Raw genomic sequence first — 14,682 nt, 5'->3', positions numbered from 1 at the left:
GGGGTCCGGATGATCTCGACAAGCTCGACCTGCGGGGGCGGCGGGGCGTCAGGCCCAGGGCGAGTCGATCCCCAGCACGCCCGCGAGGGTGCCGCCGAGGACCTTCTTGGTCTCGTCGTCGGTGAGCCCGAGCGCGTCGATCGCCCGGATCTCCTCGGCGGGGCTGGTCATCGGCCAGTCCGAGCCGAAGACGACGCGCTCGGCGCCGTGCTTGCGGATCAGGTCGCGCACCCGCTCGGGACGCAGCGTGCTGAGGCTGGGCGGCCAGCTCGTCTCGAGGACGACGTCCGCGCCCGCGAGCATCTCCTCGGCGTCGTCGAGGATCTTGTAGCCGCCGAAGTGGCACGCCATCAGGCGCAGCCCGGGGAACTGGGTGGCGATGTCGCGGATCATCCGCGGGCTCGAGAGCCGGTTGGTCTCGGGCGTGCCGCCCTCGCCGACGTGGGTGATGACGGCGAACTCGTCGCCCATGGCCTCGAAGATCTCCCACAGGCGGGGGTCGTCGAGGCCGAAGCCCTGGAACAGCGGGTGGATCTTCACCGCGCGGACGCCGTGCCGGCGCAGGCTGGCGAGGTTCTCCTCGGCGGAGAGGCCGACGTGGACGGTGCCGAAGCCGAAGCGGGTGGCCGAGGTCAGGCCGGCGACGAAGCGGTTGACCGAGTCGACGTGGCGGGCCTCGTTGGCGATCCCGAGGCAGCAGCTGATCTCGACGCCGCTGGCGGCCATGTCGGCGGTGAGGCCGTCGACGGTGCCGTCGCCGCGGGCGTTGAGGTCCGGCAGCCGGTTCGCGGAGAGCGCGATCTCGGCGATCTTGTCGGGCCAGACGTGGGCGTGGGCGTCGATGATCATCGCGGGCTTCCTTCGGCGGAGGCGGGACGGAGCAGGGTCAGAGCTTGCCGGACTCGCCACCGTCGACCACGAAGGTCGCACCGGTGGTGAAGGCCGACACGGGCGAGACCAGCAGGCAGGTCAGCGGCACGAGCTCGGACGGGTCGGCCATCCGGCCGGCGGGGATCTTCGCGATCCGCTTGGCGTGCAGCTCGGGCGAGTCGGTCACGGCCTTCTGCGCGTCGGTGACGAAGGCGCCGGGGGCGATGCAGTTGACCTGGACGTTCTTGCCGGCCCACTCGGCCGCGAGGGCCTCGGTGAACCGGACGACCGCACCCTTCGAGGTGGAGTACGGGACCAGGAACGGCTTGCCGCGCAGGCCGGTGGTCGAGGCGACGTTGACGATCCGGCCGCCACCCTGCTCGATCATCCGGACGCCGGCCGCCTGGGCGAGCAGCATGGGCGCGATGACGTTGACGGTCAGCGCGTCCTTCCAGATCTCGGGGTCCTGGGTGGCGAACTTGCCGGCCGGCGCGATGCCGGCGTTGTTGACGAGGCCGTCGATCCGGCCGTGCCGGGCGAGCACCTCGGGGACCAGCGCGCGCACCGAGTCCTCGTCGCGCAGGTCGACCTCGACGGCGGAGATCCGCCCGCCGCCCTGGGCGGCCACCTCGGCGAGGCTGTCCTTGGAGCGGGCGGCCGCGACGACGTACGCGCCCTCGGCGGCCAGGGCCAGCGCCATCGCGGCACCGAGGCCGCGGCTGGCGCCGGTGACGAGGACGACGGTGTCGGTGAGCCGCAGGTCCATCAGCGGGCTCCCTTGGCCAGGCGCCGGGCGAGCGAGTCGAGGAGCACCTCGGTGGCGCCCTCGTAGACCCGCAGCGGGCGGGCGTTGCGGTAGAGCCGCTCGATCTTCGAGCCGCGGACCAGGCCGAAGCGGCCCATCGTCTGCACCGACCGGTCGACGACGGCGGCCGCCGCCTCGGTGGCGTGCACCTTCGCCATCGACGAGTAGTCGAGGTGACCCAGCGGGTCGTCCTTGGCCAGCGCCGCGGCGCGGTAGACGAAGGCCCGCGCGGCCTCGACGTCGGTCCACGACTGGGCGAGCTTCTGCGCGACCGCGCCGAGCTCGATCAGCGGGCGGCCGAACTGCTCGCGGGCGAGGGCGTGCGCCTTGGCCTCGTCGAGCGCGGCCTGGGCCAGACCCACGCCGGACGCGGCCACGGTGACGCGGAACACGGCGAGGGTCTGGAGCATCAGGGAGAACGCCTTGCCGGGCACGCCGAGCCGGTTGCCCGCCGGCACCCGGACGTCGGTGAAGGTCAGCTCGCCGAGGATGTGCGGCGCGATCAGGTCGGCACCGCGCTCGATCGAGAGACCGGGGGCGTTGCCGGGCACCAGGACCATCGACCAGCCCTCGCCCTCGCGGACCAGGGTGCAGTAGAAGTCGGCCGCACCACCGTTGGTGATGAACGACTTGCGGCCGTTGACCACCAGCTCGTCGCCGTCGGCGACCATCGTGGTCGTCACCGCCCGCAGGTCCGAGCCGACGTCGGGCTCGGTCAGCGCCAGCCCGGCGATCGCCTCGACGGCGGCCACCTTGGGCAGCCACTGCGCCTTGAGCTCGTCGGAGCCGCCCACCGCCAGCGAGTAGCTGCCGACGCCCTGCATGCCGAACATCGAGTCGAGGTGCGCCGAGGAGTACATCAGCGCCTCGCGGACGACGGCGAGGGTCAGCGGGTCGAGCGTCTCTGACGCCCCGCCGTACGCCGCCGGGACGACGTGGCGCGCCAGCCCGCTCTCGGCCAGCAGCTCGCGCACCTTGGGGTGGACCTCGACGTACTCGTCGGCCTCGTCGGCGAACGGCTCGACGGCGGCGGCGAGCGCGCGCGCCGTGGCCTGGATCTCCCGGTGCTCCGGGCTCAGGTCGAACATGGATCCATCCTCCCTGCCGCGGGGGCGGCAGTCAGTAGCGGCGGTCGGTACGCAGGTGGGCGCGGCTCAGCGGCGCTGGTCGAACTTGCGGCCCAGCACCTCGGAGACGATCCGGATGCGCTGCATGGCCGGGGTGCCGCCGGCGATCGCCCAGCCGTGGGCGTCGCGGTGCAGCCGCTCGAGGCCGTACTCCTCGGTGTAGCCGTTGCCGCCGTGGATCTGCATCGCCAGGTCGGTGACCCGCTTGCCCATCTCGTTGGCGGTGCACTTGGCGAGCGAGACCTTGAGCGGGTCGGGCATCCCCTGCGCGTCGACCGAGGCCGCGGCCTCGTCGCGCAGCAGCCGGGCGGCCTCGACCTGGAGGACCATGTCGGCGACCATCACCTGGATGCTCTGGAACTCGATGAGCGGCTTGCCGAACTGCTCGCGCTCCTGCACGTACTTCAGGGTCTTGTCGAGCGCGGCCTGGCCGATCGCCAGGCTCATCGTCGTGTTGCCCATCCGCTCGATGGAGAAGACGCCGAACAGCTTGCCGAAGCCGCCGGCCGGCACGACGATGTTCTCGACCGGCACCTCGACGTTGTCGAAGTAGAGGTCGGCCGACGGGATGCCCCGGAAGCCCATCAGGCGCTCGCCGGCGCCGAACGAGAAGCCCGGCGTGCCCTTGTCGACGACGACCGCCCCGATGCCCTTCGCGCCGGGCGCGTCGGACAGGCGGCAGTAGACGACGTACTGGTCGGCCTCGCCGCCGTTGGAGATCCAGCGCTTGTTGCCGTTGATCACGACGGTCGCGCCGGTGACCTTGGCGGTGGTGCGCATGTCGGTCGCGGCGGAGCCGGCGTCGGGCTCGGAGATGCCGACCGCCATGGTCTTCTCGCCCGAGATGATCGCCGGCAGCCAGCGCTCCTTCTGCTCGGGCGTGCCGAGGTGGTTGACCACCTGGGCGGGGCCGGTGTTGGCCTCGAAGACCTGGAAGGCCGCCGGGCGGCAGACCTTGCCGAACTCCTCGACCACGGCCAGGGCCTGGGCGAGCGGCGCTCCCGAGCCGCCGTACTCCTCGGGGTGCGCGATGCCGAGGAAGCCGAGCTCACCGAGCTGCCTCCGCTGCTCCTGCGAGATGGGCGTGCGGTCGACGTCCATCTGCTCGGCCAGCGGTCCGTAGACCTCGCTCGCGACCTGGGCAGCGAGCCGCCGGATCTCCGCATACTCGTCGTGGGTCACGACATCCTCCTTCACGGTTGTAATCATTATCCTAGATTCACCGCAGGGGATCCTGTCAAGCACCTGGTGACACTTGATGAATATCATGATAAGCATTAGGGGTGACGGAGAACAGCCCCACCGACGTCGTGATCGTCGACGCGGTGCGCACGCCCAGCGGGCGCGGGCGGACCGGCGGCGCCCTCGCCGAGGTCCACCCGGTCGACCTGCTGGCCCAGACGATCGAGACCCTCCTGCAGCGCTCCCCCGCGCTCGACCCGGGCACCGTGGACGACGTCATGGTCGGCTGCGTCTCGCAGGTCGGCGAGCAGTCCGCGACCCCCGGCCGGATGGCCTGGCTCGGCGCCGGGCTGCCGGCGCACGTGCCCGCGACGACGATCGACCGCAAGTGCGGCTCGAGCCAGCAGGCGGTCCACTTCGCGGCCCAGGCGATCGCCTCCGGCCAGGCCGACGTGGTCGTGGCCGGCGGCGTCGAGTCGATGAGCCGGGTCGTGATGGGCTCGGCCCGCATGGGCGCCGACCCCTATGGCGTCCGCGTGGCCGAGCGGTTCGCGCCCGGCCTGGTCTCCCAGGGTGTGGCCGCCGAGCTGGTCGCGGCCCGCTGGAAGCTCTCGCGCGCCGAGCTGGACGACTACTCCGTGCGCTCCCACGAGCTCGCCGCCGCCGCCCAGGACTCCGGCGCCTTCGACCGCGAGGTCATCGCTGTCGACACCCCGGGCGGACCGGTGGCCCGCGACGAGACCATCCGCCGCGGGACGACGTCCGCCAAGCTCGGTGAGCTCCGCGCGGTCTTCGAGACCCCCGAGCTGGCCGCACGGTTCCCCGAGATCGACTGGTCGGTGACCGCGGGCAACTCCTCGCAGATCACCGACGGGGCGAGCGCCCTGCTCGTCATGTCCCGGGCCCACGCCGACCGGCTCGGGCTCACCCCGCGGGCCCGCGTCCACAGCATGGCGGTGGTCGGCGACGACCCGCTCCTCATGCTCACCGGCCCGATCCCGGCCACCCACAAGGTGCTCGACCGGGCGGGCGTCGCGCTCGCCGACATCGAGCACATCGAGCTCAACGAGGCGTTCGCGCCGGTGCCGCTGGCCTGGCTCGCCGAGTTCGACGTCGACCCGGCCCGGGTCAACCCGCGCGGCGGCGCGATCGCCCTCGGGCACCCGCTCGGCGCGTCCGGGACGCGCCTGATGACGACCATGCTCCACGCGCTGGAGGACAACGACCAGCGCTTCGGCCTGCAGCTCATGTGCGAGGCCGGCGGCATGGCCAACGCCACCCTCATCGAGCGGCTCTGACCGCTCCCCACCCTGGAGGAATCGTGAACCTCACCGGAGCCTCGGCTCTCGTCACCGGCGGCGCGTCCGGACTGGGCGCCGCCACCGCGCGGCGCCTGGCCGCCGCCGGCGCCCACGTCGTCGTCCTCGACCTCAACGAGGAGCTCGGCAAGGAGCTGGCCGTCGAGCTGGGCGGCTCGTTCGCCGTCGCCGACGTCACCGACCCGGCCGGCGTCGACGCCGCGCTCGACCTCGCCGTCGAGCACGGGCCGCTGCGCGCGCTCGTGCACTGCGCGGGCAAGGGCGGCACGGTCCGCCTGGTCGACCGGGACGGCGCGCCCGGCGACCTCGACCTCTACCGGCAGCTCATCGACATCAACCTCGTCGGCACGTTCAACGTGCTGCGCCTGGCCGCCGCCCGGATGGCCGGCAACGAGCCGGTCGAGGGCGAGCGCGGCGTCTGCGTGCTCACCGCGTCGGTCGCCGCGTGGGAGGGCCAGATCGGCCAGATCCCCTACGCCTCGGCCAAGGCGGGCGTCGTCGGCATGACCCTGGTCGCCGCGCGCGACCTGGCCACCAAGGGCATCCGGGTCAACACCATCGCGCCCGGCGTCTTCGACACCCCGATCCTGGCCCGGTTCTCCCAGGAGATCCGCGACGGCCTCGGCGCCCAGGTGCCCAACCCGGCCCGCCTCGGCCAGCCCGACGAGTTCGCGATGCTCGCCCAGCAGGTGGTCGAGAACCCCTACCTCAACGGCGAGACCATCCGGCTCGACGGCGCGATCCGGATGAGCCCGCGATGAGCGCCGAGCAGGTCGAGCAGGTCGAGCAGGTCGAGCAGGTCGAGCAGCCCGATCTCCTCGTCGAGGAGCGCGGCCGGGTCCTGGTGCTGACCATGAACCGGCCCGCGGCCAAGAACGCCATGTCGATGGCGATGGCGCACCAGATCGCCGACGCGCTACAGGTGCTCGACGAGCGCGACGACCTCAGCGTCGCGGTGATCACCGGCTCCGGCGGGACGTTCTGCGCGGGCATGGACCTCAAGGGCTTCGCCCGCGGCGAGCGCCCGGTGGTCGAGGGTCGCGGCTTCGCCGGGCTCGTCAAGCAGCCGCCGACCAAGCCGCTGATCGCGGCGGTCGAGGGCTACGCGCTGGCCGGCGGCTTCGAGATCGTGCTCTCGTGCGACCTGGTCGTCGCGTCGTCGGCGGCCAAGTTCGGGCTGCCCGAGGTCAAGCGCGGGCTCACCGCGGCCGCGGGCGGGCTGCTCCGCCTCCAGCACCGGGTCCCCTACCACCTCGCGATGGAGCTGGTCCTGACCGGCCGGATGTGGCCGGCCACCGAGGCCGCCGAGTGCCACCTGGTCAACCGGCTGGCCGAGCCGGGCAGCGCGCTCGACGTCGCGCTCGCGCTCGCCGACGAGGTCGCCGCCAACGCCCCGCTCGCGCTGGCCGCGTCCAAGCAGGTCCTGGTCCGCTCGGCGGACTGGCCGCTGGCCGAGAAGTTCGACCGCCAGGAGGCGTTCGTCAACCCGATCCGCGAGTCGGCCGACGCCAAGGAGGGCGCGCTCGCGTTCGTCGAGAAGCGGGCGCCCCGGTGGACGGGACGCTGAGCGCGACCCGCACCATGCAGGCCTGGCGGATGACGGGCACCGGCGAGCCGCTGCGGCTCGACGAGGTGCCCGTCCCCGCCGCCGGTCCGGGCGAGGTGCTCGTCGAGGTGCGCGCGGCCGGGCTGTGCCACACCGACGTCGGCATCCTGCACGACGCCACCTGGACCGAGCGGGTCGGCCCGTTCCCCCTCACCCTCGGCCACGAGGTGGCCGGGGTGATCGCCGGGCTCGGCCCGGACGTCACGGGCTGGGCGCTCGGTGACCGGGTCGCGGTCAACCCGGCCGGCGCCACCCGCCCCGGCCTGGGCCGCGACGGCGGCTACGGGCCCTACGTCGTGGCGCTGCCCGCCGACCTGGTCGCCGTCCCCGACGCGCTCTCGTTCGAGCTCGCCGCGGCCGGCACCGACGCCGGGCGGGCGCCGTACCGGGCGGTGGTGGTGCGCGGCGAGGTCGGCCCCGGCGACAAGGTCGGCATCATCGGCCTCGGCGGGCTCGGCCAGGTCGGCGCCCGGATCGCGGTGCTGCGCGGCGCCGAGGTCTACGCCGCCGAGCCCAAGGAGGCGCTCTGGCCGATGGCCCGCTCCCTGGGCGTGCATGCCGTGGCTGCCGACATCACCGCGTTCGCGGACGCCGGGCTCGACGTCGTCGTCGACTTCGCCGGCTTCGGCACGACCACCGCCGCGGCGATCGACGTCGTCCGCGAGCACGGGCGCGTCGTCCAGGTCGGCATGGGCCGGCTGGAGGCGACGATCTCGACCAACGCGCTCATCCTCAAGCAGGTCACCCTGCTCGGCTCGCGCGGCGGCACCGTCGACGACATCGCCGCCGTCTACGCGATGTTCGCGAGCGGCGAGCTCTTCCCCGCGCTCGAGCTGATCGGCTTCGACGACATCCCGGCCGCCCTCGCCCGGCTCCACGCGGGCGAGGTGACCGGACGGGTCGTCGCGCGCTACCCCTGAGCGCCGGCGGTCACGAGGTGGCCGCCAGCAGCTCGGCGAGCGCGTAGGCCTGCCGGGTCGCGAACGAGAGCCGGCGCGGGGCGTAGGCGTCGCCGAGCAGGTGCAGCTCCGGCACCCGGCCGACCAGCTCGGCGTGCAGGGTGGCGTCGCTGTCGGCACCGCACGCGAGCACGACCGAGTCGACGCCGTCGAGCGCCGTGGTCGCGAACGTGTAGACGTGGCGGACGTCGACCCCGTCGGGGCGGATCGCGCGGACCTCCTCGAGCTGCCGGAAGTGCACCCCGCGCCGGTGCAGCCGGGCGAGGATGCCGCCGAGGATGTAGCGGCCGAGCAACTGGCCGGGCTGGGCGGCGCCGTAGACGAGCGTGACGTCGTGGCCGCGCTCCGACAGGAGGTCGGCCACGGTGAGCGGCGGCAGGTGGTCGTCCCGGGCGACGACGAGCACCCGGTGCCCGAGCTCCGCCGTGCCCGCGAGGACGTCGGCCGCGTCGGCCACGTGCGGCAGGTCGATGCCCGGCAGCGCGGGCCGGTGCGGGCGGGCACCCGTGGCGACCGCGACGACATCGGCACCGGCGGCGACCACGTCGTCGGCACTCGCCCGCATCCCCAGCCGCACGTCGACCCCGAGCCGTGCCAGGCGCGCCGACTGCCAGGCGAGGTACTCGGCGTACCGCTCGAACGTGGGGGCCTGTGCGGCCGTGGCGAGCTGGCCGCCGACCCGGTCGGCCGCCTCCCACACCCGCACCCGGTGGCCGCTCTCGGCGGCGAGCGCGGCGAGCTCGAGCCCGGCGGGGCCGGCGCCGACGACGAGGAGGTCGCGCGGGGCGGCCGCGACGCCGAGCGTGCCCTCGCCCCAGCGGCCGGAGACCTCGGTCTTCACGTGCGGGTTGACCGCGCAGCCGAAGGGCAGGCCCTCGGCGTACTGGCGGCTGATGCAGTCGTTGCCGCCCACGCACGGGCGGATCTCGACCGATCGGCCGGACCGGGCCTTGGTGAGCAGGTCCCGCTCGGCCAGGTAGGCGCGCGCCATGCCGACGACGTCGGCATGGCCGGCGGCGAGCACCTGCTCGGCCACGTCGACGGTGGTCACCCGCCCGGCGTAGACGACGGGCAGGCCGACGGCCTCCCGCACCCGGCCCGCGAGCCCCGACCACTGGGCGGCGTCGTAGTACTGCGGCTGGATGTAGCTCGGGTCGCCCCACGGCGAGCCGACGACGGCGTGCAGGTAGTCGACCAGGCCGGTCGCCTCGAGCAGCTGGGCGACCTCGAGGCCGCCCTGCTCGTCGTACCCCTCGGGCATCTCCTCGCGCAGGTTGAACCGGACGCCGACGGTGAGGTCGGTGCCGACCGCGTCGCGCACGGCCCGCAGCGCCTCGACCGCGAACCGGGCGCGGTTCTCGAGCGGGCCGCCGTAGTCGTCGTCGCGGTCGTTGGTGAGCGGCGAGAGGAACCACTCGAGCATGTCGTCGTGGTTGAGGTGCAGCTCGATGCCGTCGAGGCCGGCCGCGCGGGCGCGCTCGGCGCTGTAGCGGTACTCATCGATGTACTCGGCGATGTCGGCCACCGACATCACGTGCGGGCGCGTGCTGGTCAGCGGCGAGCTGAGCACCCGGCCGGGCGACTGCGGGACGCCGCCGATCACGGTGAGCTGGCTGGTCACGACAGCGCCGGCCCGGTGCAGCCGGTGGGCGAGCTCCTGGACCCGCTCGACGTAGTTGGGCTGGCGGTAGTTGCCGAGCGTCTCGGCGCCGTAGCCGCCGGTCTCGAAGCCGGGGATGACCGGGTTGCGCACCCGGCCGCGGACGCCGTCGATCCACGACGCGCCGTCGAGGGCTCGCGACTCCCAGTAGGCCATGTGCACCTCGGCCTCGGCCTCGGTCCCCCACAGGTTGCCGATGCCGGAGCCGTGCGGCGGCACCATCACCCGGTTGCGCAGGCTCATGCTGCCGATCGTGATCGGCGAGAAGACGTGCGGGTAGCGGTCGTCGCTCACCGGGCCGCCACCTCGGCGGCCGGCGTGCGGAGCATCAGCCCGGCCCGCTTGCACGACATGACGAGCACGTCGTCCTGGTTGTAGCCGCGGTGCTCGAACCACACGATCCCCGAGTCGTCCCGGCTCTCCGACCTGCGCTTGTCGACGATGGTGGTCTCGCCGCGCAGCGTGTCGCCGTGGAAGACCGGCGCCGGGAAGCGCACCTCCTCGTAGCCCAGGTTGCCGAGCGTCGTGCCCATCGTCAGCTCGGGCACGTGGAAGGCACCGATCAGCGCGACGGTGAAGAGGCTGTTGACCAGCGGCCGGCCGTGGATCGTCGTCCTCGCGTACTCGGCGTCGAGGTGGATCGGCGCGACGTTCATCGTCAACGACGTGAAGAGCACGTTGTCCATCTCGGTCACCGTGCGCCGGAAGGCGTGCCGGTAGACCTTCCCGATCTCGAACTCCTCGAAGTACAGGCCCCGCATCAATAGCTCCTCGGCAGGCCGAGCACGTGCTCGGCGACGTAGTTGAGCACCATCTCCTGGCTGATCGGGGCGATCCGCATCAGCCGGGCCTCGCGGAAGTACCGCTCGACGTGGAACTCCTTGCTGTAGCCCATCCCGCCGTGCACCTGGAGCGCCACGTCGGCGGCGTAGAAGCCCGCCTCGGCGCACAGCCACTTGGCGTAGTTGGCCTCGGCCCCGCACGGCCGCTGCTGGTCGACCAGCCAGGTCGCCTTCTGCAGCACCGCGTCGGCGGCCTCGAGCCGGATCCTGGCCTCCGCGAGCTGGAAGGACAGGCCCTGGTTCTGGCCGATCGGGCGGCCGAAGACCACCCGGTCCTGCGCGTACCGGACGCCGCGGCGCAGCGCCGCCTCGCCGATCCCGAGCATCGCGTTGGCCGCGACGACCCGCTCGGCGTTGAGGCCGGTGAGGATCACCTCGAAGCCCCGGCCGACCTCGCCGACGACGTCCTCGTCGGCGACGAAGAGGTCGTCGATGAACAGTTCGTTGCTGTCGACGGAGTTGCGGCCCATCTTGGGGATCGGCCGGATCGTCACCCGGTCCCGGTCGACCGGTGCGAAGAACACCGTGAGCCCCTCGGTACGGCGGGCGCACTGGTCCTTGGGCGTGGTCCGGGCCAGCAGCAGCATCCGCTCGGCCTGCTGGGCGTTGGAGATCCAGACCTTCTTGCCCGTGACGAGCCAGCCGCCGTCGACCTTGCGGGCGAAGGTCGACAGGTTCGTCGTGTCGGTGCCGGCGTCGGGCTCGGTGACCGCGAACGAGATCTGCAGGTCGCCCTTCGGCACCCGCGGCAGGAAGCGCTGCTTCAGGTCCTCGCTGCCGTGGTGCAGGATCGGCTCGAAGCCGAAGATCCCGATGTGGACCGAGCTGCACCCGCCCATCCCGGCGCCGGACGCGGCGATCTCGCGCTCCACGATCGCGGCCTCGGTGACGCCGAGCCCGCCGCCGCCGTACTCCTCGGGGATGGTCAGGCCGAGCCAGCCGGCGTCGGTGACGGCGTTGTAGAAGTCCCAGGGGAACTCGTGCTTCTCGTCCCGCTCGGCCCAGTACTCGTCGGGGAACTTCGCGCACAGGTCGCGCATCCCCTGCCGGATGTCGTCGTGGACCGGGTCGGTGTCGAAGTTCACGAGGGCCGCCGCTCGCCCATCGCGCCGTCCCACAGGGCGTCGAAGTAGGGCTGGAGGTCGGGGACGCCCTGGGCGTACCAGGCCGGGAAGTCCTCGTACGAGGTGCCGACGCCGTCGATGCCGAGGGCGTCGATGCGGTCGGCCCAGTCCTGCTCGGCGGTGCGGGCGGCGTCGGTCTCGACCGCCTCGTGGACGGCGCGCAGCCGGGCGACCGCGTCGTCGTCGAAGGGCGCCATCTCGCCGCCGGCGTCGTGGATCGCGGTGACCGCGGCCGCGGTGTTCTCCCAGGCGCCCTCGAAGTTGGCCTGCAGGAGGACGTCGAGCCGGTCGTACATCAGCTGCTGCGCGGCGAGCGGCAGCTCGTTCCAGCGCGCCAGGCTGATCGCGATCGAGCCGGCCGGGGAGTTGAAGCCCTCGTCCTCGGCGTAGGCGACGTGCGGGGCGGCGGGGATGAAGCCGCCGAGCGCGGCGCCGGTGACCGTGCTGTACGCGCAGTCGATCACGCCGCGCTCGAGGCCCTCGAACATCTCGGCGTAGCTGATCGACGTCGGCGTCATGCCGAGCGCCTTGGCCTCCTTGTTCTGGACCTTGCTCTGGCTGGCGACACCGCGCCCGTCGAGCGCCGACGCCGACGTGCCCGGGTCGGCGCAGTAGGGCATGTAGGCGCCGGACCCGAAGGCCGGCAGCAGCAGCTTCATGCCGTGCTCCTCGTACTCGTCGGCGACGTCGGGGGCGGCCGCGGCGAGGTCGAGCATGATCCCGTGCCACTGGAGCATCCAGTCGACGGGCGTCTGCCGCCCCAGGTGGCTGAGGTCGCCGAGGGCGTTGGCGGCCGGCAGGTCGCCGGGGACGAGCGCCGGCATCACCGAGCCGATGTCGAGACGTCCGTCGGAGAGCGCGAGGTGGACCTCGTCGGGCGGGGCCATCCCGTTGGAGTAGGTGAACTCGAAGCTGATCTTGCCGTCCGACCAGTCCTCGACGGCGGCGGCGTAGTCCTCGAAGCGGCGGCCGGTGGCCGAGCCCTTGGGGCCGGTGGACTGGATGGCCAGGGTGACCGGCTCCATGTCCGCGAGCGCCTCGGCGTACGCCGACTTGTCGGCGCCGTACTCGATGCTCGCGCCGCCCGCGTTGGTCTCCTCGGTCGCCGACGAGCCGGCGCACCCGGCGAGGGCGAGCGAGGCGACGGTCAGTCCGGCGAGCACGACGCCGCGGCGCCGCCCCTTCCGCAGTGGGAACATGTTGCGGCCACCCTTCATAGAACTGATGATGGATATAATCCTTATCAGTGATTTCGATCACGGGTCAAGGGTGGAGCAGCGCGACCGCACGCCCCAGGACCTCCCCGGCGGCCAGCCGGTCGTAGCCGGCCGGGACGTCGTCGAGCGCGATCTCCTCGACCTCGACGCGCACCTGGCCGGCGGCCGCGAGACGCAGCAGCCGGACCAGCTCGGGGCGGGTCCCCCAGAACGGCAGGTCGGTGCGCACCCCCAGCGGGAGGGCGTGCATGCCCACCGCGAGCCGGCCGCTGCCGACCCCGACGACCGACACGACACCGTTGACGGCGACCATCGCACCGGCCTGGGCGAGGCTCGCCGCCGAGCCGACGAGGTCGATCACGACGTCCGCGCCGCGGCCGCCGGTGAGCTCGCGGACGGCGTCCGGGAGCTCCGGACCGGCCGGGAGCACGTGGTCGGCACCGAGCCGCCGGGCGAAGTCGAGCTTGGCGGCCACCCGGTCCACGGCGACGACCGGGGCCCCCGCGAGCCGGGCGAGCTGGACGGCGACGTGGCCGAGGCCCCCGATGCCGAGCACCACGACGGTGAGCTCCTCGGGCGGCAGCCCGACCGCGGCCAGGGCCCGGTCCAGCGCGTGCAGGGCCGTCAGCCCGGCATCGCTGAGCGCCGCGCCCTGGGCGGGCGCGAGGTCCGGCGCCGGGAGCAGGTGGCGGGCGTCGACCGCGACGAGCTCGGCCAGCGCGCCGGGAGCACCGAGGCCGGGCGGGAACCGCGGTCCCGGCGTCCGGCAGTAGTTCTCCGCACCGGTGGCGCACGCCGCGCAGTGCCCGCAGCCGCGCGGGCCGTAGCCCACGACGGGCGTGCCGAGCGCGAGGTCGCCGGTCACGCCGGGCCCGCGCTCGACCACCGTCCCGGCGAGCTCGTGCCCCAGCACCAGGGGCAGCGCGAAGGGGTGCGCATCAGGGGATCGCGCCGCGAGCGTCAGGTCGGAGTGGCACAGCCCCGCGGCCGTCGTCCGGACGACGACCTGGCCGGCCGCCGGCCGGGGATCGGGGACCTCGCGCAGGCCCCAGCCGTCCCGGTCGAGGACGAACGCCCTCACCGGCCGGGCGCGTCCCCCCGCACCAGGCGCGCGTGCTCGAGCCAGTCGCGGGCCTTGTCGGCGTGGGCGAGGTCGACGTGCTGCCCCCGGAACCGCACGGCGCCCTCACCACGCGCGACCGCCGCGTCGACGGTGGCGACGAGGTCCTCGTAGTAGGCGACCTCGTCGTCGGACGGCGTGAAGACGTCGTTGATCACCGGGACGTGGCTGGGGTGGATCGCGATCATGCCGCGGAAGCCCAGCTGGAAGCCGTAGTCGGCGAACTGGCGCAGCCCGTCGAGGTCGGCCAGGTCCTCCCACAGCGCGGTCAGCGGGTGCAGGCCGTACTGGCGGCAGGCGAGCAGGATCCGGCTGCGCAGGTAGAGCGTCTCGGAGCCCTCGGGGGACTGGCGGAAGCCCACCGCACGGGCGATGTCGGCGTGCTCGGACGTCGGCCCGATCATCGCGCCCACCCGGGGTGAGGCGCTCGCGATCTCGAAGCAGTTGGTGATCGCGTCGACCATCTCGACAGGGACGATCATCTCCAGCCCGGAGGCGCCGTTGCGCGCCTCGAACCAGTCGATCAGCGTCTCCCAGCGCAGGACGTCGGTGGCGTCCTTGATCTTCGGCGCGAAGATCCCGTCGAGCTCGGGGCACACGACCGCCTCGAGGTCGGCGCCCGCGAGCCGGGTGGCCAGCGCGTTGGGCCGGACGAAGAGGCCGACCTCGGGGCGCTCGGCCCGCAGCTTCGGCAGGGTCTCGCGGACCGTCGTGCGGGCGCCAGGCTTGAGGTCGTGCGGGACGGAGTCCTCGAGGTCGAGGACGACGCAGTCGGCGCCGGAGGCCAGCGCCTTGAACGCCCAAGCGGGCTTGTGCGCCGGGACGAAGAGGACGGTGCGGTAGGGGTGCAC

At 73.3% G+C, this 14,682-nt stretch carries 14 protein-coding genes; 4 read left to right on the top strand and 10 right to left on the bottom strand.

From position 1 onward, the window contains the following. Positions 1-48: 48 nt before the first annotated feature. From BM223_RS04140 to BM223_RS04125, 4 genes are all read right to left on the bottom strand, one after another. On the bottom strand, positions 49-849 hold the full coding sequence (locus BM223_RS04140; RefSeq protein WP_038681415.1) for an amidohydrolase family protein: 801 nt from the start codon (positions 847-849) through the stop codon (positions 49-51). Between the two features lie 37 nt (positions 850-886). Continuing rightward, a complete protein-coding gene (locus BM223_RS04135; RefSeq protein WP_038681417.1) occupies positions 887-1,636 on the bottom strand; it encodes an SDR family NAD(P)-dependent oxidoreductase in 750 nt (249 codons plus the stop codon). Further along, positions 1,636-2,763 carry an acyl-CoA dehydrogenase family protein gene (locus BM223_RS04130; protein ID WP_038681419.1) on the bottom strand — a complete coding sequence of 376 codons (1,128 nt, stop codon included), beginning with the start codon at positions 2,761-2,763 and terminating at the stop codon, positions 1,636-1,638. Before BM223_RS04130 ends, BM223_RS04135 begins: the two co-directional genes overlap by 1 nt. A gap of 66 nt (positions 2,764-2,829) precedes the next feature. After that, positions 2,830-3,984: an acyl-CoA dehydrogenase family protein gene (locus tag BM223_RS04125; protein ID WP_200887008.1), complete on the bottom strand. Its 1,155-nt coding sequence runs from the start codon at positions 3,982-3,984 to the stop codon at positions 2,830-2,832. Positions 3,985-4,085: 101 nt separating this feature from the next. Here BM223_RS04125 and BM223_RS04120 point away from each other — a divergent pair, with 101 nt between their 5' ends. From BM223_RS04120 to BM223_RS04105, 4 genes are read left to right on the top strand one after another with little or no spacing between them, the layout of a single operon-like run. Continuing rightward, positions 4,086-5,282: a thiolase family protein gene (locus BM223_RS04120; RefSeq protein WP_038681422.1), complete on the top strand. Its 1,197-nt coding sequence runs from the start codon at positions 4,086-4,088 to the stop codon at positions 5,280-5,282. 23 nt (positions 5,283-5,305) lie between these two features. Then, the gene (locus BM223_RS04115) at positions 5,306-6,064 is read left to right on the top strand and encodes an SDR family NAD(P)-dependent oxidoreductase (RefSeq protein WP_038681424.1); all 759 of its coding nucleotides are present in this window, start codon (positions 5,306-5,308) and stop codon (positions 6,062-6,064) included. Further along, positions 6,061-6,870 (top strand): crotonase/enoyl-CoA hydratase family protein, encoded by an 810-nt coding sequence (locus tag BM223_RS04110; RefSeq protein ID WP_038681426.1) that lies wholly within the window; start codon positions 6,061-6,063, stop codon positions 6,868-6,870. Before BM223_RS04115 ends, BM223_RS04110 begins: the two co-directional genes overlap by 4 nt. Further along, complete coding sequence (locus BM223_RS04105; protein WP_200887009.1) at positions 6,855-7,829, top strand: zinc-binding dehydrogenase; 975 nt, start codon at positions 6,855-6,857, stop codon at positions 7,827-7,829. The genes BM223_RS04110 and BM223_RS04105 overlap by 16 nt, the downstream gene beginning before the upstream one ends. A 10-nt stretch (positions 7,830-7,839) precedes the next feature. Here the strand turns inward: BM223_RS04105 and BM223_RS04100 are convergent, their stop codons facing one another. The 6 genes from BM223_RS04100 to BM223_RS04075 all read right to left on the bottom strand — a co-directional run bounded on the left by BM223_RS04100 (position 7,840) and on the right by BM223_RS04075 (position 14,682). Then, positions 7,840-9,822 (bottom strand): FAD-dependent oxidoreductase, encoded by a 1,983-nt coding sequence (locus BM223_RS04100; RefSeq protein WP_038681429.1) that lies wholly within the window; start codon positions 9,820-9,822, stop codon positions 7,840-7,842. Then, positions 9,819-10,289 carry a MaoC family dehydratase gene (locus BM223_RS04095; RefSeq protein WP_038681431.1) on the bottom strand — a complete coding sequence of 157 codons (471 nt, stop codon included), beginning with the start codon at positions 10,287-10,289 and terminating at the stop codon, positions 9,819-9,821. Before BM223_RS04095 ends, BM223_RS04100 begins: the two co-directional genes overlap by 4 nt. Continuing rightward, positions 10,289-11,455, bottom strand: a complete 1,167-nt coding sequence (locus tag BM223_RS04090) for an acyl-CoA dehydrogenase family protein (RefSeq protein ID WP_038681433.1) — start codon at positions 11,453-11,455, stop codon at positions 10,289-10,291. The genes BM223_RS04095 and BM223_RS04090 overlap by 1 nt, the downstream gene beginning before the upstream one ends. Further along, positions 11,452-12,693 (bottom strand): TRAP transporter substrate-binding protein, encoded by a 1,242-nt coding sequence (locus tag BM223_RS04085; RefSeq protein WP_052139418.1) that lies wholly within the window; start codon positions 12,691-12,693, stop codon positions 11,452-11,454. Before BM223_RS04085 ends, BM223_RS04090 begins: the two co-directional genes overlap by 4 nt. Positions 12,694-12,757: 64 nt before the next feature. Continuing rightward, complete coding sequence (locus BM223_RS04080; RefSeq protein ID WP_052138978.1) at positions 12,758-13,792, bottom strand: zinc-binding dehydrogenase; 1,035 nt, start codon at positions 13,790-13,792, stop codon at positions 12,758-12,760. Continuing rightward, the gene (locus tag BM223_RS04075) at positions 13,789-14,682 is read right to left on the bottom strand and encodes an HpcH/HpaI aldolase/citrate lyase family protein (protein ID WP_038681435.1); all 894 of its coding nucleotides are present in this window, start codon (positions 14,680-14,682) and stop codon (positions 13,789-13,791) included. The genes BM223_RS04080 and BM223_RS04075 overlap by 4 nt, the downstream gene beginning before the upstream one ends.

Source organism: Pimelobacter simplex, assembly GCF_900114845.1.
Classification (GTDB): Bacteria; Actinomycetota; Actinomycetes; order Propionibacteriales; family Nocardioidaceae; genus Nocardioides; species Nocardioides simplex.
The sequence above is the reverse complement of the archived record's forward strand: the minus strand, read 5'-3'. Positions and strand labels throughout refer to the sequence as shown.

What these genes read in the sequence shown, in the direction of transcription:
- BM223_RS04140 (WP_038681415.1), bottom strand. Translation starts at nt 849, where the DNA reads ATGATCATCGACGCCCACGCCCACGTCTGGCCCGACAAGATCGCCGAG.
- BM223_RS04135 (WP_038681417.1), bottom strand. Translation starts at nt 1,636, where the DNA reads ATGGACCTGCGGCTCACCGACACCGTCGTCCTCGTCACCGGCGCCAGC.
- BM223_RS04130 (WP_038681419.1), bottom strand. Translation starts at nt 2,763, where the DNA reads ATGTTCGACCTGAGCCCGGAGCACCGGGAGATCCAGGCCACGGCGCGC.
- BM223_RS04110 (WP_038681426.1), top strand. Translation starts at nt 6,061, where the DNA reads ATGAGCGCCGAGCAGGTCGAGCAGGTCGAGCAGGTCGAGCAGGTCGAG.
- BM223_RS04095 (WP_038681431.1), bottom strand. Translation starts at nt 10,289, where the DNA reads ATGCGGGGCCTGTACTTCGAGGAGTTCGAGATCGGGAAGGTCTACCGG.
- BM223_RS04085 (WP_052139418.1), bottom strand. Translation starts at nt 12,693, where the DNA reads ATGTTCCCACTGCGGAAGGGGCGGCGCCGCGGCGTCGTGCTCGCCGGA.